17 protein-coding genes are annotated in these 24,967 nt (G+C 74.4%); 13 read left to right on the top strand and 4 right to left on the bottom strand.

Translation table 11 applies throughout. From position 1 onward, the window contains the following. Window positions 1-34 precede the first annotated feature (34 nt). Both recN and ACFVTF_RS21650 read left to right on the top strand, forming a co-directional pair. Entirely contained in the window at window positions 35-1,768 is a 1,734-nt protein-coding gene (gene recN, locus ACFVTF_RS21645; RefSeq protein ID WP_387815804.1) for a DNA repair protein RecN, read from the top strand. A 235-nt stretch (window positions 1,769-2,003) separates the two neighbouring features. Then, window positions 2,004-3,182 (top strand): glycosyltransferase family 4 protein, encoded by a 1,179-nt coding sequence (locus tag ACFVTF_RS21650; protein ID WP_387815627.1) that lies wholly within the window; start codon window positions 2,004-2,006, stop codon window positions 3,180-3,182. 28 nt (window positions 3,183-3,210) lie between these two features. On the opposite strand, the gene ACFVTF_RS21655 is transcribed toward ACFVTF_RS21650, so the two are convergent. Next, window positions 3,211-5,217, bottom strand: coding sequence for a glycoside hydrolase family 15 protein (locus ACFVTF_RS21655; protein WP_387815629.1), 2,007 nt, complete (start codon window positions 5,215-5,217; stop codon window positions 3,211-3,213). Between the two features lie 720 nt (window positions 5,218-5,937). On the opposite strand from ACFVTF_RS21655, the gene ACFVTF_RS21660 reads away from it, so the two are divergent. The 10 genes from ACFVTF_RS21660 (at window position 5,938) to ACFVTF_RS21705 (ending at window position 19,051) form a co-directional block, all read left to right on the top strand. Next, on the top strand, window positions 5,938-7,617 hold the full coding sequence (locus tag ACFVTF_RS21660; protein ID WP_371519571.1) for a CTP synthase: 1,680 nt from the start codon (window positions 5,938-5,940) through the stop codon (window positions 7,615-7,617). 93 nt (window positions 7,618-7,710) lie between these two features. Beyond that, on the top strand, window positions 7,711-8,358 hold the full coding sequence (locus tag ACFVTF_RS21665; RefSeq protein WP_387815631.1) for an NUDIX domain-containing protein: 648 nt from the start codon (window positions 7,711-7,713) through the stop codon (window positions 8,356-8,358). Window positions 8,359-8,554: 196 nt separating this feature from the next. Continuing rightward, the gene (locus tag ACFVTF_RS21670) at window positions 8,555-10,732 is read left to right on the top strand and encodes an AAA family ATPase (RefSeq protein WP_387815633.1); all 2,178 of its coding nucleotides are present in this window, start codon (window positions 8,555-8,557) and stop codon (window positions 10,730-10,732) included. A gap of 261 nt (window positions 10,733-10,993) precedes the next feature. Next, window positions 10,994-12,109: an alanine dehydrogenase gene (gene ald, locus ACFVTF_RS21675; RefSeq protein ID WP_350883703.1), complete on the top strand. Its 1,116-nt coding sequence runs from the start codon at window positions 10,994-10,996 to the stop codon at window positions 12,107-12,109. Window positions 12,110-12,614: 505 nt separating this feature from the next. After that, window positions 12,615-13,682: a ParA family protein gene (locus tag ACFVTF_RS21680; protein WP_030245868.1), complete on the top strand. Its 1,068-nt coding sequence runs from the start codon at window positions 12,615-12,617 to the stop codon at window positions 13,680-13,682. Continuing rightward, entirely contained in the window at window positions 13,679-14,266 is a 588-nt protein-coding gene (locus tag ACFVTF_RS21685; protein WP_371519580.1) for a hypothetical protein, read from the top strand. The genes ACFVTF_RS21680 and ACFVTF_RS21685 overlap by 4 nt, the downstream gene beginning before the upstream one ends. Before the next feature lie 190 nt (window positions 14,267-14,456). Beyond that, the gene (locus ACFVTF_RS21690; protein WP_387815635.1) at window positions 14,457-15,323 is read left to right on the top strand and encodes a segregation and condensation protein A; all 867 of its coding nucleotides are present in this window, start codon (window positions 14,457-14,459) and stop codon (window positions 15,321-15,323) included. A gap of 389 nt (window positions 15,324-15,712) precedes the next feature. Beyond that, a complete protein-coding gene (locus tag ACFVTF_RS21695; protein ID WP_387815806.1) occupies window positions 15,713-16,351 on the top strand; it encodes an SMC-Scp complex subunit ScpB in 639 nt (212 codons plus the stop codon). Between the two features lie 18 nt (window positions 16,352-16,369). Next, complete coding sequence (locus ACFVTF_RS21700) at window positions 16,370-17,752, top strand: pseudouridine synthase (RefSeq protein WP_387815637.1); 1,383 nt, start codon at window positions 16,370-16,372, stop codon at window positions 17,750-17,752. Window positions 17,753-18,067: 315 nt separating this feature from the next. Further along, window positions 18,068-19,051: a helix-turn-helix domain-containing protein gene (locus ACFVTF_RS21705; RefSeq protein ID WP_387815639.1), complete on the top strand. Its 984-nt coding sequence runs from the start codon at window positions 18,068-18,070 to the stop codon at window positions 19,049-19,051. Between the two features lie 46 nt (window positions 19,052-19,097). On the opposite strand, the gene ACFVTF_RS21710 is transcribed toward ACFVTF_RS21705, so the two are convergent. The 3 genes from ACFVTF_RS21710 to ACFVTF_RS21720 all read right to left on the bottom strand — a co-directional run bounded on the left by ACFVTF_RS21710 (window position 19,098) and on the right by ACFVTF_RS21720 (window position 23,466). Then, the gene (locus ACFVTF_RS21710) at window positions 19,098-19,460 is read right to left on the bottom strand and encodes a DUF952 domain-containing protein (protein ID WP_387815641.1); all 363 of its coding nucleotides are present in this window, start codon (window positions 19,458-19,460) and stop codon (window positions 19,098-19,100) included. Between the two features lie 79 nt (window positions 19,461-19,539). After that, window positions 19,540-21,087, bottom strand: a complete 1,548-nt coding sequence (locus ACFVTF_RS21715; RefSeq protein ID WP_387815643.1) for a mucoidy inhibitor MuiA family protein — start codon at window positions 21,085-21,087, stop codon at window positions 19,540-19,542. A 3-nt stretch (window positions 21,088-21,090) separates the two neighbouring features. Next, window positions 21,091-23,466 carry a DUF4139 domain-containing protein gene (locus ACFVTF_RS21720; RefSeq protein ID WP_387815645.1) on the bottom strand — a complete coding sequence of 792 codons (2,376 nt, stop codon included), beginning with the start codon at window positions 23,464-23,466 and terminating at the stop codon, window positions 21,091-21,093. Between the two features lie 397 nt (window positions 23,467-23,863). On the opposite strand from ACFVTF_RS21720, the gene ACFVTF_RS21725 reads away from it, so the two are divergent. Next, window positions 23,864-24,949, top strand: coding sequence for a prephenate dehydrogenase (locus ACFVTF_RS21725; protein WP_371519598.1), 1,086 nt, complete (start codon window positions 23,864-23,866; stop codon window positions 24,947-24,949). Window positions 24,950-24,967 lie beyond the last annotated feature (18 nt).

Below are 24,967 nucleotides of genomic sequence, written 5' to 3' on the forward strand. Positions count from 1 at the left end.
GGAACCTCGTAAGGTCGTCTCCGTGTTGGACGAGATGCGGATACGGGATCTTGGGGTCATCGACGACGCGGTGGTCGAACTCGCCCCCGGCTTCACCGCCGTGACCGGTGAGACCGGCGCCGGAAAGACCATGGTCGTGACCAGCCTCGGCCTGCTGCTCGGCGGCCGCGCCGACCCGGGCCTGGTGCGCAACGGGACCGGACGCGCCGTCGTCGAGGGCCGGCTGGAGCTGCCCGCGGGCTCCCCGGCGGCGATCCGCGCGGCCGAGGCCGGGGCCGAACTGGACGAGGGCGCCCTGCTGATCAGCCGGACCGTCTCCGCCGAGGGCCGCTCCCGGGCGTACGTCGGCGGCCGGGCCGTCCCGGTCGGGCTGCTCACCGAACTCGGCGAGGAACTGATCGCCGTGCACGGCCAGACCGACCAGCAGCGGCTGCTGCGCCCGGCCCGCCAGCGCGGCGCGCTGGACCGGTACGCGGGCGAGGCGGTGGCCGAGCCGCTGGCCCGCTACCGGGAGACCTACCGGAGCCTGCGCGAGGTCTCGGCCACCCTGGAGGAGCTGACCACCCGGGCCCGCGAGCGCGCCCAGGAGGCCGATCTGCTGCGCTTCGGCCTGGACGAGATCGCCGCCGCCGAGCCGGTGGCCGACGAGGACACGGAGCTGGCCGCCGAGGCCGAGCGGCTGGGCCACGCCGACGCGCTGTCCTCCGCCGCGACCCTCGCCCACGCCGCCCTGGCCGGCGACCCGGCCGACCCGGAGGCACTGGACGCGGGCACCCTGCTCGCGCAGTCCCGCCGCGCGCTGGACGCCGTGCGCCACCACGACGAGCGCCTCGCCGGTCTCGCCGACCGCCTCAACGAGGTCGGCTACCTGCTCGCCGACGTGGCCGGCGACCTGGCCGGCTACGCGGACGACCTGGACGCCGACCCCGTCCGGCTCGCTGCCGTCGAGGACCGCCGGGCCGTCCTGGCCCAGCTGCTGCGCAAGTACGGCGGCCCGGAGAACTCCCTCGCCGAGGTGCTCGCCTGGGCCGAGGCCGGCTCCGCCCGGCTCGCCGAACTCGACGGCGACGACGACCGGATCGACCAGCTCGGCGCCCAGGAGACCGCGCTGCGGGCCGAGTTGGCCGAGCTGGCGGCCGAGGTCTCGGGCGCCCGGCAGGCCGCGGCCGGGCGTTTCGCCGAGGCCGTCTCCGCCGAACTCGCCGAACTGGCGATGCCGCACGCCCGGGTGACCTTCTCGATCGCCCAGGTCGACGACCTGTCGGGGATCGAGGTCGACGGCCGCACCGTCGCCTACGGCCCGCACGGCGTGGACGAGGTCGAGGTGCTGCTCGCGCCGCACCCCGGCGCCCAGCCCCGCCCGATCGCCAAGGGCGCCTCGGGCGGTGAGCTGTCCCGGGTGATGCTCGCCGTCGAGGTGGTCTTCGCGGGCGCCGACCCCGTCCCCACCTACCTGTTCGACGAGGTGGACGCGGGCGTCGGCGGCAAGGCCGCGGTCGAGATCGGCCGCCGGCTGGCCAAACTGGCCGAATCCGCCCAGGTCGTGGTGGTCACCCACCTGCCGCAGGTCGCCGCCTTCGCGGACCGGCACCTGGTGGTGGAGAAGACCAACGACGGCACCGTGACCCGCAGCGGCGTCAAGGTGCTGAACGACGAGGAGCGGGTGCGCGAACTCTCCAGGATGCTGGCCGGACTGGAGGACTCCGAGCTCGGCCGGGCCCACGCCGAGGAACTGCTGGCCGCCGCCCGGGCCCCGCGCCACCGCTGACGCGGGTCCGTCGAACGCCCGGCCGGACCTGCTGCGACACGCCCTGGCCGGGGCGTCCGACCCACTGACAGGGTCGGGTGGCCCTTGCGGACGGAAGGCGACGCGCCCCTGGTGGCGCCGACTGTCCAAGAGGGCCGCCGACCTGGCATGGTGGCGGCTGGACACTGGCTTTCCAGTCCCGAGCGCCGCCGACGGGCAACCCTCGCGAAGCGGCGCGCGAACCTGATCGAGTCGGATGCGAGAGAACGTGGACCATTCCGCCGCCCGGGCCGCCGCTGCCACCCCAGAACCGGGGCAGCTGCACGTGGTACTCGTCCTGGCCGCCAGCACCGGCGGCATCGGTGCCCACGTGCGCTCCCTGGCGCAGGGCCTCGTCGCGCACGGCGTGATCGTCACGGTGTGCGCCCCGGCCGGCACGGACGCGCTGTTCGGCTTCTCCCGCACCGGCGCCAGGTTCCACACCGTCGACATCACCCCCACCGCCGGCGCCCGCAGTGACGCCACCGCGATCGGTGAGCTGCGCCGGGCCTTCACCGGCGCCGACGTCGTGCACGCGCACGGGCTGCGCGCCGGACTGCTCGCCGACCTCGCCCTGCGCACCGCCGGCCGCTTCCCGGGCCTGCGCCCGGAGACCCCGCTGGTGGTCACCTCCCACCACGCGCTGCTGGCCACCGGCCTGGAACGCCGCCTGCAGCGGCTGATGGAGCGCCGGGTCGCGCGCGCCGCCGACCTCGTCCTCGGCGCCTCCTCCGACCTGGTCGCCCGGGCCCGCGAGCTGGGCGCCACCGACGCCCGGCTCGGCCCGGTGGCCGCCCCGCCGATGCCCGAGGGCCGGCTCGACCGGGCCGCGGCGCGCGCCGCGTTGCTCGGCGACGGCCCGGACCGGCCGCTGGTGCTGGCGGTCGGCCGGCTCGTCCCGCAGAAGGCCTTCGGGCTGCTGCTGGACGCCACCCGCGAGCTGTCCGTGCTGGACCCGGAGCCGCTGCTGCTGGTCGCCGGGGACGGCCCGGAGGCGGCCGGGCTGCGCGAGCGGATCGCCGCCGAGAAGCTGCCGGTGCGGCTGCTCGGCTTCCGCACCGACGTGCCCGACCTGCTGGCGGCCGCCGACGTGGTGGTGGTCGCCAGTCGCTGGGAGGCCCGCTCGCTGGTGGTGCAGGAGTCGATGCGGGCCGGCGTGCCGGTGGTCGCCACCGCCGTCGGCGGGATCCCCGAGCTGGTCGGCGACGCGGCCGTGCTGGTGCCGGCCGGCGACCCGATCGCGATCGGCCGGGCGGTGCGCGGGCTGCTGGTCGACCCGGCGGGCCGCGAGCGGCTGGTGGCGGCGGGCCGGCAGCAGGCCGAGACCTGGCCGGACGAGGCCGCCACCGTCGCCCAGGTGCTCAGCACCTACGACGAGCTGGTCCAGCGGCCCTAGACCGCCAGGCCGCCGGACCGCCGGGCCGCTAGACCGTCGCCTGCTCGACCCGCTCGGCCGCCAGGCCGTCCGGCTGGGCGGACAGGTAGGCGCCGCCGCAGGCGGTCAGCCGCAGTGCGGTGTCGATCAGCGGGACGTGGCTGAAGGCCTGCGGGAAGTTGCCGACCTGGCGCTTGAGCCGCGGGTCCCACTCCTCGGCGAGCAGGCCGAGGTCGTTGCGCAGCGAGAGCAGCCGGTCGAACAGCTCGCGCGCCTCCTGCACCCGGCCGATCATGGCGAGGTCGTCGGCCAGCCAGAACGAGCAGGCCAGGAAGGCGCCCTCGTGGCCGGAGAGGCCGTCGACGTTGTTGCCGCTCTCGTCGTGGGTCGGGTAGCGCAGCACGAAGCCGTCCTCGGTGGACAGCTCGCGCTGGATCGCCTCGATGGTGCCGATGACGCGCTTGTCGTCCGGCGGCAGGAAGCCGACCTGGGGGATGAGCAGCAGCGAGGCGTCCAGCTCCTTGCCGCCGTAGTACTGGGTGAAGGTGTTGCGCTCCGGGTCGTAGCCCTTCTCGCAGACGTCCCGGTGGATGGTCTCGCGCAGCTCGCGCCAGCGCTCCAGGTGGCCGTCGGAGGGGGCGTCCTCGGGGGTCTGCTCCAGCAGCTTGATCGTCCGGTCGACGGCGACCCAGGCCATCACCTTGGAGTGGACGAAGTGCCGGCGCGGGCCGCGGACCTCCCAGATGCCCTCGTCCGGCTCCTGCCAGTGGTCCTCCAGGTACTCGATCAGGCGCAGCTGGAGGTGGTGGGCGTGGTCGTTGCGGACCAGGCCGGTCATGTGGGCCAGGTGCAGGGCCTCGACGACCTCGCCGTAGACGTCGAGCTGGAGCTGGCCGGCCGCGCCGTTGCCGACCCGGACGGGCTGCGAGCCCTCGTAGCCGGGCAGCCAGTCCAGCGAGGACTCGGTGAGCTCGCGCTCGCCGGCGATGCCGTACATGATCTGGAGGTTCTCCGGGTCGCCGGCGACGGCGCGCAGCAGCCACTCGCGCCAGGCCTTGGCCTCGTCGCGGTAGCCGGTGCGCAGCAGCGAGGAGAGGGTGATCGCGGCGTCGCGCAGCCAGGTGTAGCGGTAGTCCCAGTTGCGCTCACCGCCGATGTCCTCGGGCAGCGAGGTGGTGGGGGCGGCGACGATGCCGCCGGTGGGGGCGTAGGTGAGGCCCTTGAGGGTGATCAGGGAGCGGATCACGGCCTCGCGGTAGGGGCCCTGGTAGGTGCACTGGGCGGCCCACTCGTGCCAGAAGTCGGTGGTGGCGTCGAGCATCTCCTCGGCGTCCGGGGCCTTCGGCGCGTCCAGGTGGGAGGCCTGCCAGGTCAGGGCGAAGGCGATCCGCTCGCCGGCGGTGACGGTGAAGTCGGCGTAGGTGGTCAGGTCGCGGCCGTAGGTCTCGGACTCGCCGTCCAGCCACACCGAGTCGGGCCCGGCCACGGCGACGGTGCGGTGGCCGCCGCCGGCCTGCTCGACCCGGTGCACCCAGGGCACGATGCGCCCGTACGAGAAGCGCATCCGCACCGCCGAGCGCATCCGGACGGTGCCGGCCACGCCCTCGACGATCCGGATCACCTGGGGGACGGCGTCGCGGCCGGCCAGCGGGCGCGGCGGCATGAAGTCGATCACCCGGACGGTGCCGCCCTGGGTGTCCCACTCCTGTTCCAGGACCAGCGAGTCGCCCCGGTAGCGGCGGCGGTCGGCGGGCACCGCGGGGGCGGCCGCGGTGGGCGGCGGGACCCTCAGCTCGGCGGTGTCGGTGAAGCGGGGGAGGCCGAGTGCGGGGGCGGCCGGGGTGGGGGGTGCCGCGGGGGTGGGGACTTCGGTCGCGACGGCTTCGGCCGGACCGATCCGCCAGAAGCCGTGTTCATCGGTGCCGAGCAGGCCGGCGAACACGGCCGGAGAGTCGAAGCGGGGCAGGCAGAGCCAGTCCACCGCCCCGTCCCTGCTGACCAGGGCAGCGGTCTGCATGTCCCCGATGAGTGCGTAGTCCTCGATACGGCCGGCCACGTGGATCTCCAGTTCGCAATGTGGTCACGACGCATCGGCGATCTGGGGGAGCGAGCGGTCTGCGGGGCCGGAGCCCACCCCGGGACGTCCGGCCCGCCGAGGGGTGGTGGCGGGCCTTGCTGGAGTGTCCGCGCGGGGCTCGGTCGAGCCCCTGGGGTGGGAGGGGAGGAGCTGGAATACGGGGAGGTCCGGTCGCGCATCGGGGACCGGGAGTGTCCTGACCTCCCACGCCCTCCGCGTGCTCGTGCTGTCGGCGATGCGTCCGTGCAGCTTACGACGGACGAAAGGGGCGAAGCACGCGGGCGCAGCCTCGTGTGGCGCCACAATTCGGCGGAAATGCCGTGCATCGCGAGGACGCCGGACAGGATGGTCCGGACGGATCAGTTCCGGCTGGTCCCAGTGGAGGGGCTGTCATGGCCCGAACGGAGTGCTCCGAAGTGGCCCGGTCCGGCCGTGGTGCGACCGGTGTGACTGCTGCGCCGGATGATGCGCCGGTGGTGCGCCCCGCGCACGCCCCCGGGGTGCCGCGAGCGGGCCGGAAGGCGTCCGGGTCGCGTCACTGATACCCTGGTATCCCGTGGACCGGTGGGATCAAACGCCCCGGACCAGCCGAATCGACGACCCCCCGAGTGCCGTGCACCGCACCGCCTCCCGTCGTTCGGCGAGTCGAGAGCATCCCGCCCACGTCACCTTCGACACGCGACCCACGGGAGCCCCCTCTTGGCACAGCCCCATTCCGGCAAGGCAGCGAACGGCCGCGCCGTGACGACCAAGCACCTCTTCGTCACCGGGGGTGTCGCCTCTTCGCTCGGCAAGGGCCTCACCGCCTCCAGCCTCGGCGCGCTCCTCAAGGCCCGCGGCCTGCGCGTCACCATGCAGAAGCTCGACCCGTACCTCAACGTGGACCCGGGCACCATGAACCCGTTCCAGCACGGTGAGGTCTTCGTCACGGACGACGGCGCCGAGACTGACCTGGACATCGGCCACTACGAGCGGTTCCTGGACACCAACCTGCACGGTTCGGCGAACGTCACCACCGGCCAGGTCTACTCCACCGTCATCGCCAAGGAGCGACGCGGCGAGTACCTGGGCGACACCGTCCAGGTCATCCCCCACATCACCAACGAGATCAAGTCCCGGATCCGCCGGATGGCGACCGAGGACGTCGACGTGGTGATCACCGAGGTCGGCGGGACCGTCGGCGACATCGAGTCGCTGCCGTTCCTGGAGGCCGTCCGCCAGGTCCGCCACGAGGTCGGCCGGGACAACGTGTTCTTCGTGCACGTCTCCCTGCTGCCGTACATCGGCCCCTCGGGCGAGCTGAAGACCAAGCCCACCCAGCACTCCGTCGCCGCGCTGCGCAACATCGGCATCCAGCCCGACGCGATCGTGCTGCGCGCGGACCGCGAGGTCCCGCAGGCCATCAAGCGCAAGATCTCGCTGATGTGCGACGTGGACGAGGAGGCCGTGGTCGCGGCCATCGACGCCAAGTCGATCTACGACATCCCCAAGGTCCTGCACGGCGAGGGCCTGGACGCCTACGTGGTGCGCCGGCTCGACCTGCCGTTCCGCGACGTGGACTGGACGACCTGGGACGACCTGCTGCGCCGCGTCCACGAGCCGCAGCACATCGTCAAGGTCGCCCTGGTCGGCAAGTACATCGACCTGCCGGACGCCTACCTGTCGGTGACCGAGGCGCTGCGCGCCGGCGGCTTCGCCAACAACGCCCGGGTCGAGATCAAGTGGGTGACCTCGGACGACTGCGAGACCCCCGAGGGCGCCCAGGCGCAGCTCGGCGACGTGGACGCGATCTGCATCCCAGGCGGCTTCGGCGACCGCGGCGTCAACGGCAAGGTCGGCGCCATCACCTTCGCCCGCGAGAACCGCGTCCCGCTGCTCGGCCTGTGCCTGGGCCTGCAGTGCGTGGTCATCGAGGCGGCCCGCAACCTGGCCGGCCTGCCCGAGGCCAACTCCACCGAGTTCGACGCCGCCGCCAAGCACCCGGTCGTCTCGACGATGGCCGAGCAGCTGGCCATCGTCGACGGCAAGGGCGACCTGGGCGGCACCATGCGTCTGGGCCTGTACCCGGCCAAGCTCGCCGAGGGCTCGATCGTCCGTGAGGTCTACGGCGGCGAGCAGTACGTCGAGGAGCGCCACCGCCACCGCTACGAGGTCAACAACGCCTACCGCGCGGACCTGGAGAAGACCGGCCTGCAGTTCTCCGGCCTCTCCCCCAAGGGCGACCTGGTCGAGTACGTCGAGTACCCGCGCGAGGTGCACCCGTACCTGGTGGCCACCCAGGCCCACCCGGAGCTGAAGTCCCGCCCGACCCGCCCGCACCCGCTGTTCGCGGGCCTGGTCAAGGCCGCCATCGAGATCAAGACCACCGCGGCCGAGTAAGTCGTCGGTCGTTCACCGGACGGCGGCCCCGCGATTCCCGCGGGGCCGCCGTTCGGCGTTAGATTGTGTCGTACTGACGAAAAGGGGAGAGCGATGGACGAGCAGCGCGACCAGGGGATCGCCGACGTGGCCGAGGAGTGGGAGGTCCGGGAGAGCCGGACGCCGTTCCAGGGCAAGGTCACCGGCGTGCGCAGCGAGGAGGTCCGGATGCCCGACGGCAGCTGGGCCCGCCGTGACTACCAGACCCACCCCGGCTCGGTCTCCGTGCTCGCCCTGGACGACAAGCAGCGGGTGCTGATCCTGCGGCAGTACCGCCACCCCGTCCGCCAGCGCCTGTGGGAGCTGCCGGCCGGCCTGCTCGACGTGCCCGGCGAGAACCCGTGGCACGCCGCGCAGCGCGAGCTGTACGAGGAGGCGCACTGCAAGGCCGACACCTGGCGCGTCCTCGCCGACTACTACACCTCCCCGGGCGGCACCGACGAGGCGCTGCGGATGTTCCTCGCCACCGACCTCGCGGAGGCCGAGGGCGAGCGCTACGCGGCGGAGGGCGAGGAGCAGGAGATCGAGGTCGCCTGGGTGCCGGTGTCCGACCTGATCCGGCTGATCCACGCCGGGCGGCTGCACAACCCGACCCTGGTCACCGGCACGCTCGCCGTGCACGCCGCGCTCACCGGACCGGACGGGCTGGACGGGCTGCGCCCGGCGGACTCGCCCTGGCCGGCCCGGCCCTTCGAGGGGTGAGCGAACGGCCCGTACGCCTCCTGAACACCCTGCTGTTGATCCGCGAGGGTGATTTACCGGTTCGTACGACCGGATGTCACCTCGGCTGAGCCGGACGGTCGAACTACGCTTCGCAGACAGGGCGCCCGTCCCGGGCCGCCTCCGCTGAGGCCGGATGACGTCGGGAGTGGCACGGGTGGCGAGGAAGACGGCGACGATGGATCCCGGCCCCGACGTGCCCGTCGGGGCCGTTCCGGGCCTCGACCGGCTGCCGGCCGGGCCCGCGCTGTTCGTCGGGCGGCGCACCGAACTGGCCGCGCTGCGGGCGGCCGCCGCGCGCCCGGCCACCGGCCGCAGCCCGGTGCTGGTCCTGGCCGGTCGCCCCGGCTCCGGCCGCACCACGCTGGCGGTCCGCTTCGCCCGCACCGCCGCCGCGGACCACCCCGACGGTGTGCTGTTCGCGCGCCTGTCCGCCCCCGACGGCGGCCGGGTGACGCCCGCCCGGGCCGCCCGCCTGCTGCTGGAGCAGCTCGACCCCGAGGCCCCCGTGCCGCTGCCCGGCGCCACCGGGGACGGGCGGGACGAGCCCGCCTGCGTCGCGCTGCGCGAGGCGCTCGTGGGTCGCCGGGTCCTGCTGGTGCTGGACGACGTCCGGGACGCCGGGCAGCTGTGGCCGCTGCTCGCCGACGAACCGGGCTGCCTGGTGCTCGCCACCACCGCCGGGCCGCTCACCGGTATCGAGGACATCGACCCGGTGATCCTCGGCGGGCTCGACCGGCAGGCCTCCGGCGAACTGCTCGCCGACCTGGTCGGCGGCACCCGGATCTCCTGCGACCCGGTCGGCGGTGCCGACCTGGCGGAGGCCTGCGCGGCCCGGCCGGCCGCCCTGCGGCTGATGGCCGGGTGGCTGCGCGGCGACCCGAAGGCGGCCGTCACCGAGGCGGCGCGCGAGCTCACCCGGGTGGTGGGCGAGGAGTCGACGCGGTCGGCGGCGCCGAAGGGGGAGGGGGAGAAGGCGGAGAAGCCCGTCCAGGGGCCGAAGACCGCCCAGGCGCCGACGCCCGGGAAGGCCGCGAAGCCGGTACAGGGGGCGGCCCCGGGGAAGGCGGCGAAGCCCGTACAGGGCGAGGCGTCGGGGAAGACCGCGAAGCCCGGACAGGGGCCGAAGGCGGCCCAGGTGTCGACGCCCGGGAAGGCCGCGACGCCCCCACCGCCGGGGGAGAAGCCGGCCGAGGGCCCGGCGCCGGAGCCCGCCGCCGGCGAGACGGCCGGGGAGCAGACGGCCTGGGTGAAGCCCGGACCGGAGCCGGCCGAGCCGGTGCCCGTTCCCGACAGCGACCCGCTGATCGGCGCGTTCACCCTGCTCTACGGCACCCTGCCGGCCGCCCAGGCGCGGATGCTGCGCACCCTCACCCTGGCCCCGGCGCAGACCGCCGATCCGCGCACCGCCTCCGCCCTGGTCGGCTGCCCGGCACCGGAGGCGGCTGTGACGCTCGCCGCACTGGCCGAACGGGAGCTGCTCGGCCAGGAGGCGCCGGCCGCCGACGGCAGCCCGCGCTACCGGGTGCCCGGGCGCCTCTACCCGAGGCTGGTCCGGCTGCGCGAGCAGGAGGACCGGCCCGCCGAGACCGAGCTCGCCCGGGCCCGGCTGCTGGAGCGGCTGGTCCGGCTCACCGAGTCGGCCCGCGCCCTGCTGGACCCGGCGGGCGGAGGCCCCGGGCCGGACCCGCTGCCCGCCGCCCTGCGGCTGGGCTCGGCGGAGCACGCCCGGGAGTGGCTGCTCGGCGAGCGGGACCTGCTGCTCGGGGCGGTGGCCGACGCGATCGGCCAGGGCGACCTGGACGGCTCGGCGGGCCGGCTGGTCACCGCGCTGCTGCGGGCGCTGCCGCTGACCGGCGCCGCCGCCCCCGCCGACCTCTACCGGCTGCACGAACTGGTGCTGACCGTCGCCGAGCGGCACGGCAGACCCCGCCGGGCCTCGGCCGCGCTGCTCAACCTGGGCGACCTGCAGGCCGCCGCGGGCCGCTGGGAGCAGGCCGTCGCGCACTACCGGGCCGCCCTGGAACACGCCCGCACGGCCGGGGACGAACCGCTCTGCGCCCGGGCCCTGGAGGGTGCGGCCGGCTGCCACCGGGCGCTCGGCGACGCGGTGCGCGCCGCCGACTGGTACGGGCGGGCGCTCGGCCTGCGGCAGTCGATGGGGGAGCCCGCCGCCGAGGCCCGGCTGCTCGCCCGGGTGGCCGAGGCGCACACCGCGCAGCGCCGTTTCGACGAGGCGGACCGCGAGTACCGGGCCGCGCTGGCGGTGCTGCGCAGGCTCGGCGACGAGCGCGGCCGGGAGGCCGTCGGGGCCGCCCTCGCGGACCTGCGGGAACGCGTCGACGCCGGGTGGTGAGGGGTATTTCGGAGGTATTGTCGAAGATGCCCGGTTAACACACCTTTGGTGGGAAGATCGCAAGGGAAGCCTACGAACCTGCCAATGTGTTCGGCAGATTTATTCACTTTGGAAGGCTGACACGCCGACTGGGCTTCATTACACTCGAACTCAGTCGCGCAGCGATCCCCGCCCCGGGCTGTCCCGGAGGCTTCCCCACGTGCGCGTCGCCCGCCGGTCTTCTCCGGTAGGGACCCCCATGGCAAGAGGACGTGTTTAGCCGTGAAGGTCGGCATCCCCCGCGAGGTCAAGAACCACGAGTACCGCGTGGCCATCACGCCCGCCGGCGTGCATGAGCTGGTCCGCAACGGACACGAGGTCTACATCGAGGACAACGCCGGTGTCGGCTCCTCGATCCCCAACGAGGAGTACGTGGCCGCCGGCGCCACCATCCTCCCCACCGCCGACGAGGTGTGGGCCACCGCTGACCTGCTGCTGAAGGTCAAGGAGCCCATCGCCTCCGAGTACCACCGGCTGCGCAAGGGCCAGACCGTCTTCACGTACCTGCACCTGGCGGCCGACCGCGCCGGCACCGACGCGCTGATCGCCTCGGGCACCACCGCCATCGCGTACGAGACCGTGCAGCTCGGCAACGGCGCGCTGCCGCTGCTCGCCCCGATGTCCGAGGTCGCGGGCCGTCTCGCCCCGCAGGTCGGCTCGTACCACCTGATGCGCCCGGCCGGCGGCCGCGGCGTGCTGCCCGGCGGCGTGCCCGGCACCCACCCGGCCAAGGCCGTCGTCATCGGCGGTGGCGTCTCCGGCTGGCACGCGGCCACCATCGCCATCGGCATGGGCTACGACGTGACCCTGCTCGACCGCGACATCAACAAGCTGCGCGAGGCCGACCGCATCTTCGGCACGAAGATCAAGGCCATCGTCTCCAACACCTTCGAGCTGGAGAAGGCCGTCATCGAGGCCGACCTGGTCATCGGCGCGGTGCTGATCCCGGGCGCCAAGGCCCCGAAGCTCGTCACCAACGAGCTGGTCTCCCGCATGAAGCCGGGCTCCGTGCTCGTCGACATCGCCATCGACCAGGGCGGCTGCTTCGAGGACTCGCACGCCACCACGCACGCCGAGCCGACCTTCCAGGTCCACAACTCGGTCTTCTACTGCGTGGCCAACATGCCGGGCGCCGTCCCGAACACCTCCACCTACGCGCTGACCAACGCGACGATGCCGTACGTCGTCGAGCTGGCCAACCGCGGTTGGAAGGAGGCGCTGCGCCGTGACCCGGCGCTCGCCAAGGGCCTGAACGTGCACGAGGGCCAGATCACCTTCCCGGCCGTGGCCGAGGCCTTCGGCCTGGAGTCGGTCTCGCTGGAGAGCGTGCTCGCCTGATCCGGTGATCCTGCGATTCGGTGATCCAGCGAGCTGGTGATCCTGCGATCCGGTGATCCATTGATCTTTTGATCAGGTGATCCGGTGGACCGCCCGGCGGTCGTTCGCCCCCGACCCGATCCCCTCGGGCCGGGGGCTTCGCCATGCCCGTGAACGGATGGTGGAGCGGGCGGGTCGCTCTGTCGTCAATTTCTGTCGGTCGTGTCACCCCACCGCAGAAACGTTAGGGTCAACGGCCTACTCATCCCTTGACATCGGCCCGCCCGATAGTCGACACATCCGGCCCACTACCGTGGATTGTGTTGCTGCGAACGCCTTGAACGGCCTAGAGTCGCAAACCGTCGGCATGCTGCCACGCTGACGAATCGACATAGAGTCCTGGATGCCCAAGGAGGTAAGACGACTTGTGAATGAGTCGACATTTGCTCCCGGGGGTGGTCAGCCAGGACTGGCGGAGCGCACCGCCGGCCAGCCGAGTGAGGAGCCCGGGGCCCGGCAGCCCTCCGTGGGCTCGGCCGAGGTCGGCTCGGTCGCACTCCGTACCTTCGAAGCACGCCAGAACACAGCGCAGGTGACCACGGTGACCGATCACGACGCCGACTTGGCGGCCTACGGCCTGGCCTACGGCGAGTTCGCCTACGGCGCCTACGACGACCCGGACGCCGAGTACGAGCCGGACCCGGAGTACGCCGCCACGCTGGCCCCCGACGCCGCGCGCCAGCGCCGCGAGCGGGTTGGTCCGACCGGCCGCCCGCTGCCGTACTTCCCGATCCCCGCCCCGGTCGCCGAGCACGGCCCCGCGCAGATCATCGCCATGTGCAACCAGAAGGGCGGCGTCGGCAAGACCACGTCGACCATCAACCTGGGCGCCGCGCTGGCCGAGTACGGCCGCCGGGTGCTGCTCGTCGACTTCGACCCGCAGGGCGCGCTCTCGGTCGGCCTCGGCGTCAACCCGATGGAGCTCGACGTCACCGTCTACAACCTGCTCATGGAGCGGGGCCTGACGGCCGATGAAGTGCTGCTCAAGACGGCCGTGCCGGGCATGGACCTGCTGCCGTCCAACATCGACCTCTCCGCCGCCGAGGTGCAGCTGGTCAGCGAGGTGGCCCGGGAGTCCGCGCTGGCCCGCGCGCTGAAGCCGCTGCTGCCCGACTACGACTACGTCATCATCGACTGCCAGCCCTCGCTGGGCCTGCTGACGGTCAATGCGCTGACCGCCGCTCACAGCGTCATCGTCCCGCTGGAGTGCGAGTTCTTCGCGCTGCGCGGCGTCGCGCTGCTGACCGAGACCATCGAGAAGGTGTGCGAGCGGCTCAACCCCGAGCTGCGCCTGGACGGCATTCTCGCGACCATGTACGACTCGCGCACCGTGCACAGCCGCGAGGTGCTGGCGCGGGTCGTCGAGGCGTTCGGCGAGCACGTCTTCCACACCGTCATCGGGCGGACCGTGCGCTTCCCGGAGACCACCGTCGCCGGCGAGCCCATCACCACGTACGCGACCAACTCGGTCGGTGCCGCCGCCTACCGCCAGCTCGCCAGGGAGGTGCTCGACCGGTGCCGCCCCGCCGAGTGAGTCTCCCGGGGGCCGACGAGCTGTTCCGGACCACCGGCGGGATGGCGCTGTCGCCGTCCCTCGCGCCGCGTCCGGCCGCCGAGGCAGCCAGAGCGGAGACCGCGCGGACCGTCCACGGCACGGACGGCGCCGAAGGCGCCGAGGACGCTCAGGACACCCAGCGCAGCGGCGAGGCCGGGCGGCAGCCGTCCCAGGACCAGCAGCCGGCCGCCGGCGCACCGGCGGGCACCCAGCCGCCCGCCCAGCGCTCCGCCTCGTCCGCCGGGCCCCAGGGCACCGTGCCGGCCGGCCGCCAGCACCCCGGCGCCGCCGAGGAGCAGGCCGGCGGCACCGGGCGAGCCCGGCCGCGCGGCCGCGCGCCGCGCCGCCCCAGCGGGCGCGAGCGGCACGACGAGAAGATCACCGTGTACGTGTCCGCCGAGGAGCTCATGGACCTGGAGCACGCCCGGCTGGTGCTGCGCGGTGAGCACGGCCTGGCCGTGGACCGCGGGCGGATCGTCCGGGAGGCCATCGCGGTCGTCCTGGCGGACCTGGAGCAGCGCGGCGAGGCCTCCATCCTGGTCCGGCGGTTGCGCGGCCGCTAGGCCCCTTCCTGGACGTCGGTGGTGCCTCTGGTGCCGCTGGTGCGGTGCCTCCGGTGCGACGGTCCCGGAGGGGCATCCCTGGTGCGGCGTGCCGGCGCAGTGCGGTGTCGACGGCGTAGCGCGGTGTCGACGGCGTGTCGACGGCCCCGGGGGCGGGGCGGGCGGCCGGGCCGGGTGAAGATGGACCGTCATGCCGAGCACCGCCGAACCACCCACCACCGCCGTGAACGCGACCGAGGAACAGCCGCGGGGCGGCTTCCGGGTGCGGCTGGACAACTTCGAAGGACCCTTCGACCTGCTGCTCGGCCTGATCGCCAAGCACAAGCTCGACGTCACCGAAGTGGCGCTGGCCACCGTCACCGACGAGTTCATGGCACACATCCGGGCGATGGGCCCGGACTGGGACCTGGACGCGGCGACCGAGTTCCTGGTCGTCGCCGCGACCCTGCTCGACCTCAAGGCCGCCCGGCTGCTGCCCGTCGCCGACGTCGAGGACGAGGAGGACCTGGCGCTGCTGGAGGCCCGTGACCTGCTGTTCGCCCGGTTGCTGCAGTACCGGGCGTACAAGCGGGCGGCGGCCCTCTTCGGCGAGCGCTGGGCCGCCGAGCTGGCCCGACGCCCGCGCACCGTCGGGCTGGAGCCCCGGCACGCCGGGCTGCTGCCCGAGGTGGTCATCACCGTCGGCCCGGAGCGGCTCGCGCAGCTGGCGGCCAGGGCCATGGAACCCAAGCCGAAGCCCGTCGTGTACGTCGACCACATCCACAGCCCGCCGGTCAGCGTGCGCGAGCAGGCCGGGCTGGTGGTCGGGCTGCTCACCGAGCTCGGCGAGGCGTCGTTCCAGCGGCTGGTCGCGGACGCGCCGGACGAGCTGGTGGTCGTCGCCCGCTTCCTGGCGCTGCTGGAGCTGTACCGGGAGCGGGTGCTGGCCTTCGAGCAGCCGGAGGCGCTGGGCGAACTGCTGGTGCGCTGGGTGGCGGAGGCGGACCGGGGCGCGGTCGAGGTGACGGACGAGTTCGACCGGCCAGTGGGTGAGCGGGAACGGGAGGAGAGTCGATGAGTGGTGGGAGCGGGAGCCCGAGTGGGAGCGGGAGTGGGAGTGGGAGCGGGGTCGGCGGGCGGCCGGTGCGGCGCCCGCTCGGGCTGCCGGGGCGGCCGCGGGCCGGGGAGTGGCTGGAGCCGGCCTTCGAGCTGCTGCCGGAGCCGGTGGCGGGGCCCGTGATGGATTCGGTGGCGGCCGGGTCGGCGGTGTCGGCGGTGTCGGCCGGGCCGGCGGCGGGGCCGGTGGTGGCGGCCGTGGGTGTGTCGGCGGAGGGCGAGGCCCGGGTCGTGCACCAGAAGTCGGCCCCGTCGACTTCCGGCGTCACCGATGTGGTCGGCGTCGCTGATCCGGCCGGGGGCGAGGAAGCGGCCGGAGCCGGGTTGAAGGCCGAGCTGGAGGCGATCCTGATGGTCGTCGACGAGCCTGCCGGGGAGGAACGGCTGGCCGGCGTGCTGGAGCGGCCCCGGGCGCGGGTGGCCGCGGCGCTGCGCGAACTGGCCGCCGAATACACCGCCCACGGCCGCGGATTCGACCTGCGGCTGGTCGCCGGCGGGTGGCGGTTCTACAGCCGGGACACCTGCGCTCCGGCCGTCGACCGCTTCCTGCTGGACGGCCAGCAGGCCCGGCTCACACAGGCCGCATTGGAGACCCTGGCGGTCGTCGCCTACCGGCAGCCGGTGTCCAGATCGAGGGTTTCCGCCGTCCGCGGTGTGAACTGTGACGGCGTGATGCGTACCCTGGTACAGCGAGGACTGGTGGAAGAGGCCGGATCCGAGCCCGAAACAGGTGCGATCCTGTATCGGACGACGAACTACTTCCTGGAACGGATGGGGCTCCGCGGCCTGGACGAGCTGCCGGAGCTCGCTCCCTTCCTGCCCGAGGTCGACGACGTGGAAGCGGAGTCCCTGGAGGGCACGATGATCGCGGAGGCGGTCGCCGCCGCTGCCGTGGAGGCCGCGGACGGCAGTGGCGAGGCCGGTCGGGCTGCGCCTGATCGGCAGGGGGCGGTGAGGTCGGCCGAAACGACCGCACATCCCAGACGGTAACGACGTACGGACACTTTGATGCGTAGCAGTGGCAACGGCAGGAACGGCAGCGGCGGCGGCAGCGGTCGCAGCGGACAGGGCGGGGGCCGGGGCGGCGGCTCCTACGGCGGCAGCGGCAGCGGCCGCAGCGGCTCGGGCGGCTCCGGCTCGCGCGGGGGTTCGTACGGCGGTGGGTCCGGTTCGGGCTCGCGCGGTGGCTCGTACGGCGGCGGCAGCGGCGCCGGTTCGCGCGGCGGCTCGTACGGCGGTGGATCCGGCTCGGGCTCCGGCTCGCGCGGGGGTTCGTACGGTGGCGGGTCCGGTTCGGGCTCGCGCGGTGGCTCGTACGGCGGCGGCAGCGGCGCCGGTTCGCGCGGCGGCTCCGGCTCGTACGGGCGGGACAGCCGCCGGGACGACCGGCGCGACGACAACCGGTACCCGGACCGCCCGCTGCGGCCCGAGGAGCGGCGCTACGACCGCCCCGAGTACGGCGGCGGCCCCAACGCCACCCCGGCCCGCGGCGGCTACTCCGGTCGGCGCCCCAGCCCGGCCCCGCGCCCGCGCCGTGAGGGCCAGGGCGCCCCGGGCGACCCGCGCCGCCAGCCGCAGCGCTCGCGCGAGCTGCAGGCCAAGATCGAGGACGCCGTCCTCGCCCGGCACGACAAGCCGGCCGTCAAGCTGCCCAAGACCTTCGGCGAGCCCGAGGGCGAGCGCCTGCAGAAGGTGCTGGCCCGGGCGGGCATCGGCAGCCGCCGCGCCTGCGAGGAGCTGATCGAGCAGGGCCGGGTCGAGGTCAACGGCAAGCTCGTGACCGAGCAGGGCAAGCGGGTCGACCCGCAGAACGACGAGATCAAGGTGGACGGCCTGACCGTCGCCACCCAGTCGTACCTGTTCTTCGCGCTCAACAAGCCGGCCGGCGTGGTCTCCACCATGGAGGACCCGGACGGGCGCCAGTGCCTCGGCGACTACGTGACCAACCGGGAGACCCGGCTGTTCCACGTCGGCCGTCTGGACACCGAGACCGAGGGCATCATCCTGCTCACCAACCACGGCGAGCTGGCCCACCGTCTCACCCACCCCCGGTACGGCGTGACCAAGACCTACCTGGCCGCGATCCAGGGCCCGATCCCGCGTGACCTGGGCAAGCAGCTGGCGCAGGGCATCGAGCTGGAGGACGGCTTCGCGCGCGCCGACAGCTTCAAGGTGATCTCCAACGTCGGCAAGAACTACCTGGTCGAGGTGACCCTGCACGAGGGTCGCAAGCACATCGTCCGCCGGATGCTGGCCGAGGCCGGCTTCCCGGTCGAGAAGCTGGTGCGCACGCACTTCGGTCCGATCGCGCTGGGCGACCAGAAGTCGGGCTGGCTGCGCCGTCTGACCAACCCCGAGGTCGGTCAGCTGATGCGCGAGGTCGGTCTGTAGACCGGTCGGTATATTTCTATAGACCGGTCGGTATATTCCGGTTGGGTTATGTAGACCGGTCGATATATTTCCGCCGAAGTCGGTAGACCGGTCGGTATATTCGGGCTTCTGTTGAGGGCCTCCCCATCGAAAGGCGGGGAGGCCCTCGGTCGTTCGGTGGGGGCGGTCGGGGTGCGAGGCGGGCCGCAACCCCTGGTCACGGCCTTGTCAGCGCCATGATCCGTGGCAGAGGATTGCCACCGGACCACCACCCGCCCAGTGGCGGGACTGCGCCAGGGCCGGCGCCGGTGGGGGGCGAACGGGGGAGACGGCGTCGTGTCGGATGCACCACTCAGCGCACTGGGACTGGCCGAGCCGGACGGACAGGTCTACGCGGCGCTGGTGGCCAATCCGCAGTCCACCGCGGAGGAACTGGCCGAGGGCTGCGGCCTGACGCTCCAGCAGAGCGTGCGCGCCCTGGACCGCCTGGCGCAGCAGGGCATGGCGACCCGGGCGCCGGTGGACCGGCAGCGCTACCTGCCGGTCGCCCCCGACGTCGCGATCGGCACCCTGATCGGCCACCGCGAGTCCGAACTGCGGCACGCCCGGGCCGAGATGCACCGCCTGATGGACGCCTTCCGGGAGGCCTCGCGGTACACCGATCCGGCGCACTCGGTGGAGGTGCTGACCGGTGGCGAGGCGATCGCGCAGCGGCTGGAGCACATCACCGAGACCAGCCAGTACCAGGTCCGCGGCTTCGACCGCCCGCCGTACATCCAGGATCCGGTGACCCCGATCCCGTTGCAGCGGCGGCGGTTGCGGGAGGGCCTGCGGCTGCGGACCGTCTACGACCGGGACGCGGTGGCCTGGCCGGGCCGGCTGGAGCGGAACATCCTGGCCGGGGTCGCGGACGGCGAGGAGGCCCGGGTCCGGCCGTCGCTGCCGATGAAGATGATCATTTCGGACGACCGGATGGCGATCATCCCGATCAGCGTGGGCGACAGCGTCCTCGACGCCGCGTACGTCATCCACCCCTCCGCGCTGCTCCAGGCGCTGGACACGCTGTTCGAGGCGGAGTGGGAGCGCGCCGTCCAGTTGCAGGCCGCGATCGGCACCGCGGACGCGACGCTGGAGCCGGAGGCCGACCACCGCAAGCTGCTGGGCCTGCTGGCGGCCGGCCTCACCGACGAGTCGATCGCCCGGTCGCTCGGCTGGAGCGCCCGCACCACCCAGCGCCGGCTGCAGAGCCTGATGCGCTCGCTGGGCGCCACCACCCGCTTCCAGGCCGGTATGGCGGCCCGGGAGCGGGGCTGGTTGTGACAGGAGCCGGCTGTGCAGCGGGCAGGGCGGCCGTCGGGGGCGGGCGTCAGCTCCAGGGGGTGAGGGTGGCCCAGCGGCCGTCCGGGCCGCGTTCGAGCTTCAGCAGGCCCTTGACGGCGGAGCGGTTGAGCCGTCCGTAGACGTGCGGGAACAGCAGGCCGGGGGTGGCCCCGGGCGGCGGTGCGCCGTGCGGGGCCTCCCACTTGACCATCGGTTCCACCTGTGACTCCTCGATCAGCAGTGCCATCAGCGGGTCGGGAGTGTCGGCGAAGAAGGCGTTGGCCACCGCGAGTGCCGTCTGTTCGTCCGCCGAGCAGTGGATGAACCCGTCGGTGAGCAGCGACGCGGTGGTGTACGGCCGACCGGGGTCGGACAGCCAGTCGTCCAGGGGTGCGAGGTGGAGGATCATGTTCCTGTTCTACCCGGTTTGGTCCTGAGCGGTCGTCACGAGCGGACCGGTGTCCGGACGGCGGCGGAGGCCGGGCTGCTCAGAGCCCGGCGACCTTGGCGGTGGCGGAGACCTCGTAGACCAGCGTGACCGTCCGACGGGCGCCGGGCCCGAGCGGGACGTCCCAGCGGAGGATGCCCTCGGCGTCGAAGTCGTCCGGCGACGGGGAGCACTCCTCCTTGCGCAGCCGCACCTCCACCGCCGACACCTCGGAGACCGGCACCCGCTCGCGGACCGCGACGACCTGCTCGTCCCGCTCCTCCGGGCCGGAGAAGCGGGAGAGGTGCAGCCGCACCGTCCGGGTGGTCGTCTGGCGGCCGGTGAGCCCGGCGGTGGCCTGGCGTTCCTCGGCCTCGCGGACCACCCGGTAGCCGTCCGAACTGCCGAACGCCAGCTCGGCGTCGGCCCCGGCGGCGGTGAAGCCCAGCTCGCCCCGGCCGGTGAAGCCGCTGCCGCGGACCAGTTCGACCGGACCCGCCAGCAGCGGGTGCCCGGCCGCGTTGCGGAACCGGACCACCTGGGTCACCAGCGGGGACAGCTCCGGCGCGCACGCGTACTCGCTGCTCGCCTGCCCGGTGAAGGCGCCGAGCGGCACCCGGTGCGCCCGGCCGTCGGAGGGCACGGTGGCCGGGGCGGGCGCGGGCAGCACCCGGACCTCCCCGCCGTCGTCCACCCCCGGGACCCCGGCGGCCGGGCCGAGTGCGCTGATCGCCTCCTCGCGCAGCTCCACCTCGACCGTGCGGCGCTCCTCCGCGGTGCGCTCGCGCAGCATCAGGACGTCCTCGGCGACGGCGGGCGGGTCGGTGGCGAGGGCCGAGCGGGCGGTGGAGAAGGTGAGCCGGACGCCGGTCCAGTCCTCGCCGGTGCGCTGCCAGACCACCGCCTCCGACTCCAGCCGCAGGCTCCCGCCGTCCAGGGTGGCCCGGTACGAGGGGCGCCAGAGGGCGCACGGCACCAGGTGGGTGACGGCCAGCCCGCTCGGGCCGGGCTGCGCCGCCTCGACGGTGAGCTCCAGGTGGGCGACCAGTTCGGCCGGCTCCTCCTCGGCCTGGTCGAGGGCGATCAGGGCCTGCGAGCGCTCCTGGTCCAGGCGGCGCAGCCGGGAGTGGGTCGTCCGCAGCTCCTCGCCGTGGCGCTCGCGTTCGGCGTCCACCCGGTCCAGTTCGCGGGCCCAGCGGGTGCGTTCGAGCTCGCCGATCCCGGCGCCCTCGCCGATCTCGCGCAGCAGGTCGGCGGAGAGCTGGGCGAGCAGTGCCAGCCGGGCCTCCAGCCGGGCGCGGGTCTGGTCGGCGAGGCGGCTCGCCGTCTCCAGCTCGTGCAGCCGGTGGCGCAGCCGGGAGTCCTCCGGGCCGGGCGGCAGCGGCGCGCGCGGGATCCAGTCGCGGACGATCCGGGCGTCCAGCACGCGGGTGCCGGGGGCGGTGGTCTCGGCGCGCAGGGTGCGGTCGACGGCGAGCGCGGTGAGCGGGCCCAGGCGCAGCCGCTGGACGCCCGCGGCGAGGTCGACGGTGGTGGTGCGTTCGACCTGGCTGCGGTCCTCCAGGCAGGTGACGGCGGTGACGGGGAGGGGGATGGTCGTTCCGGTCATCGTTCAGTTCCTCCGGTTTCCACCGACGATGGCCTTTCCGGCCGGGATCTTGATCTGGTAGCCGCCGTCCAGCTCGGTGCGGCCGCCGGGCGGCAGCTCGACCCGCCAGAGCCGGGTGCTGGGCGGGCAGTCCGGCGTGGAGACCGCCGGGGCCTGCCAGTCGGCCCGCTCCTCGATCCGGATCTCGGCGTCGGAGGTGACCGGCACGCGCTCGCGGACCTCCACGGTGACGGTGCGGCCGAGCCGGTTCGCGAGCTGGACGTGCACCCGGTGGTCGAGCACGGTGCTGCTGCTCAGCATGCCCGCGGTGGACTCGTGCAGCTCGGTGCGGCGCGCCACCTCGATGCTCTCGGTGACCCCGATGCCCAGGCTCCGCAGACCGCCCGGGGCGAGGGTGGGCAGGGCGGCGGTGAGCAGGAACTCGTCGTCGACGGTGACCTCGACCGGGCCGGCCAGCACGGCGCGGTCGGTCCGGTTGGCGAGCACCAGGGTGGCGTACACCTTCTCCTCGACGGCGGGGACGGTGACGTACTCCGGGCGGACGGACACCGGGATCTCGTCGATCGTGACGGTGTGCCAGGTGCCGTCGGACGGGATGTCGGCGGGGGCGGCGGAGTCGAAGCGGTGGTCGAAGGAGCCCGCCGACTCGCGGGGCGGGACGGCGTGCCGGGGGAGTGCCAGCTGGCGGACCCGCTCGCCGCCGGTGTCGCCCGGGGGCACCGCCGACGGTCCGTAGTGGTCGGCCCGGGCGGCGCGGTCGGCTTGTTCGGCCTGGGGGCGCAGGGTGCCGCGGTGGGCGGTGGGTGCGTCGGGGCCGGCCAGGACGAGGCCGGGGTAGTCGAGCAGGGAGGCGTCCGGGGCGAAGCCGGTGCCGGGGGCCTCGGTGCCGCCGCCGCTTCGGCGGGAGCGGCGGGCGAGCGGGTACAGGTCCGGCGGGGGCGGGCCGCCCGGTGCCACGGGGGCGGGCGGCGGCGCGGGAGTCTGGGGCATCGAGGCCTGGGGCGGCGCGGCCTGGTACATCGAGGCTTGCGGCAGGGGGGCTTGGGGCATCGGGGCGGCGGCGGGCGCACCGCCGTATCCGGCGAAGCCGCTCGGGGCGGGCGGGGGCGACGGGACGGGCTCGTCGATGTCCAGGGTGCCGCCGCGCCCGGCGGGGGCGGCCAGCCGGGCGGCGTCGGCCACCAGGTCGGCGTCGGCGGGCCGCGCACCGGCGGGCCGGGCGCCGCCGAGGCGGTTGAGCCGGGCGGCGGATCCGTACGGGCCGGGGGCCGAGACGGCGAGCGGGGCCTTGCGGCGCGGGGCCGGGTGGGCTCCGGCTCCGGCGTCGTCGTAGCCGGTGAAGAGGTCGGCCAGGCCGGCCGGGGGCTCGCGCCAGCCGGACGGCGGCGGGGCGGGCTCGCTGCGGCCGATCCGCAGCGAGCGGAGCCGGGGCAGGTCGGTGCGGCGGTCGAGGTCGGCGGTGGAGAGGGCGAGCCGGACGCCGGTCCAGTCCTCGCCGGTCTGCTGGGCGACGGAGGCGCGCAGGACGAGTCGGCCGGTGTCGGCGCCGTGGCGGTAGGAGAGGCGGTAGGCGGGCACCCAGCGGGCGGCGGGGACGCCGTACTCCAGCTCGATGTCGAGCCGGGCGGAGGGCTGCTCGGGGGCTGGGGCGACGGGCTCCCCGGCGGGTTCCGGGGCGGGCCGTGCGGTGAGTGCGGAGGCCGGCGCGGTGGTGAGGGTGAGCAGGACGGTGGCGGCGGTCCCGACCGGGTGGGCGGGGCCGGCGGTGGACGCGCGGTCCAGCCGGTCGGCGGCCAACTCGCGCTCGTGGTCCGCCAGTTCGACTTCCTTGGTGAGCTCCTCGGCGCGCTGCTGGAGCCGGGTCAGGCGCTCGTCGACGAAGTCGGCCAGCTCCAGCCAGGCGTCGGCGGGCGTCCGCCGCAGCGGCTCCTCGGGTCGCCGCTGCGGCGGTACGGCGCGCAGGGCGGAGGTCTCGGCGATCGCGGTCAGGACCAGTCGGCGGCGCTCGGTGAGTACGCCCTGGCGCTCCATGGCATCGTCCAACTCGCGGCGTAGCCGGGGGAGTTCGGTCGGCTCGTGGAACTCGGCGAGCAGCTCCAGTCGGGCCTCGGTGACCGCCGTCCCGCTCGGGCCGTCGAGCACCCGGGCGCGCAGCGAGCGGCCGTCCAGGGAGGAGGGCAGACCGGTCAGCCGGAGCCGGCCGTCGGCCGGGAGCGGGACGCTGGCCCGGCGGCGGCACACCGCGCCCTCGGCGTAGACCACGACGGAGTCCAGGACGGACGGGTGGGCGGGGACGGCGGGGGGTTCCGGGGGCCCGGCCTCGCCGACGTGTCGGGCCTCGCCGTTCTGCTGATCGTCGCCGCTGTGCTGATCGTCCATGCGCAACCCCTTCGTTCGCGTGCCGTGTTCCGCGTGTCGCCCGCGCCGTGCCCGGGCGGCCAGTCTGCCCCGCTTCGGTGCGGGCGTCGCCGGATTTCGCGGGGTGCGGCGTGTGTGCCCGTTGGCGGGCCTGGTGGCCTGGTGGCCTGGTGGCCTGGCGCGTTCGCGGTCCTGTGGTGCCCGCCGTGCCCGGCGTGCGTCCACATGGTGTGGGACGGGGGCGGGGCCGCCGCGGTTGCCCAGCGGGTGGGCGGTGGGGGCGTGGGTGGGGCGGATGCGAGAGGATGGGGCGCGGGTGCTCCCGACCCGTGCCGGGGCGCCGACCGGACCGAGAACCGGCGAGGCCGGGCAGCCCGGAACGCGAAGCCCGAGAATTCGAGAAGGAGCGCGACCCGCCATGCGCACTGCCGTCGTCGTCGGTACCGGACTGATCGGCACCTCCGCCGCGCTCGCCCTGGCCGACCGCGGGCTGACCGTCCATCTGGAGGACGCCGACCCGGACGCCGCCCGGACCGCCGCCTCGCTCGGCGCCGGCACCACCGAGCCGGCCGACGGCCCGGTCGACCTGGCGATCATCGCCGTACCGCCCGCCCTGGTCGGCAAGGTGCTCGCCGACTGCCAGCGCCGCAACCTGGCCCGCTGGTACACCGACGTCGCCAGCGTCAAGGACGGCCCGCGCGTCGAGGTCGCCGCGCTCGGCTGCGACACCGTCCACTACATCGGCAGCCACCCGATGGCCGGCCGCGAGCGCTCCGGCCCGCTGGCCGCCCGCGCCGACCTGTTCGAGGGCCGCCCCTGGGTGCTCACCCCCACCGACGACACCGACACCGAGACGCTCAACGCCGCCCTGGAACTGGTCGCGCTCTGCGGTGCGATGCCGATCGTGATGGACGCGGCCGCCCACGACCGGGCCGTCGCCCTGGTCTCGCACGCCCCGCAGCTGGTGTCCTCGCTGGTCGCCGCCCGGCTGGAGCACGCCGACGAGACCGCCATAAGGCTCTCCGGGCAGGGTGTCCGGGACGTCACCAGGATCGCCGCCTCCAACCCCGGCATGTGGGTCGACATCCTCTCCGCCAACGCCGGCGCGGTCGCCGACATCCTGGAGGAGGTCGCCTCCGACCTCGGGGAGACCGTCAGCGCCCTGCGCGCCCTGGACGCCTCCGAGGAGGGCGAGCGCCGGGCGGGCGCGGCCGGGATCGAGGCGGTCATGCGGCGCGGCAACACCGGCCAGGCCCGCATCCCCGGCAAGCACGGCGCGCCGCCCACCCGGTACGAGACGGTGGCCGTGGTGCTCGGTGACCAGCCCGGCGAGCTGGGCCGGCTGTTCGGCGAGGTCGGCGCGGCCGGGGTCAACATCGAGGACGTCGTCATCGAGCACTCGACCGGCCAGCAGGTGGGCTTCGTCCAGCTGTCGGTGGCGCCCGGGGCGGTCAAGCCGCTCACGGTGGCGCTGCGGGCGAGCGGGTGGAGCGTCCGGGACTGATCGGGCCGGGGGCGGCTT

This window comes from Kitasatospora sp. NPDC057940, assembly GCF_042887425.1.
In the GTDB taxonomy this organism is placed as follows: Bacteria; Actinomycetota; Actinomycetes; order Streptomycetales; family Streptomycetaceae; genus Kitasatospora.

Coding starts and splice junctions, on each gene's coding strand:
- ACFVTF_RS21670 (WP_387815633.1), top strand. CDS start 8,555: ATGGATCCCGGCCCCGACGTGCCCGTCGGGGCCGTTCCGGGCCTCGAC.
- ACFVTF_RS21690 (WP_387815635.1), top strand. CDS start 14,457: ATGCCGAGCACCGCCGAACCACCCACCACCGCCGTGAACGCGACCGAG.
- ACFVTF_RS21665 (WP_387815631.1), top strand. CDS start 7,711: ATGGACGAGCAGCGCGACCAGGGGATCGCCGACGTGGCCGAGGAGTGG.
- ACFVTF_RS21710 (WP_387815641.1), bottom strand. CDS start 19,460: ATGATCCTCCACCTCGCACCCCTGGACGACTGGCTGTCCGACCCCGGT.
- ACFVTF_RS21650 (WP_387815627.1), top strand. CDS start 2,004: ATGCGAGAGAACGTGGACCATTCCGCCGCCCGGGCCGCCGCTGCCACC.
- ACFVTF_RS21700 (WP_387815637.1), top strand. CDS start 16,370: ATGCGTAGCAGTGGCAACGGCAGGAACGGCAGCGGCGGCGGCAGCGGT.
- recN (WP_387815804.1), top strand. CDS start 35: ATGCGGATACGGGATCTTGGGGTCATCGACGACGCGGTGGTCGAACTC.
- ACFVTF_RS21720 (WP_387815645.1), bottom strand. CDS start 23,466: ATGGACGATCAGCACAGCGGCGACGATCAGCAGAACGGCGAGGCCCGA.
- ACFVTF_RS21715 (WP_387815643.1), bottom strand. CDS start 21,087: ATGACCGGAACGACCATCCCCCTCCCCGTCACCGCCGTCACCTGCCTG.
- ACFVTF_RS21725 (WP_371519598.1), top strand. CDS start 23,864: ATGCGCACTGCCGTCGTCGTCGGTACCGGACTGATCGGCACCTCCGCC.
- ACFVTF_RS21695 (WP_387815806.1), top strand. CDS start 15,713: ATGGTCGTCGACGAGCCTGCCGGGGAGGAACGGCTGGCCGGCGTGCTG.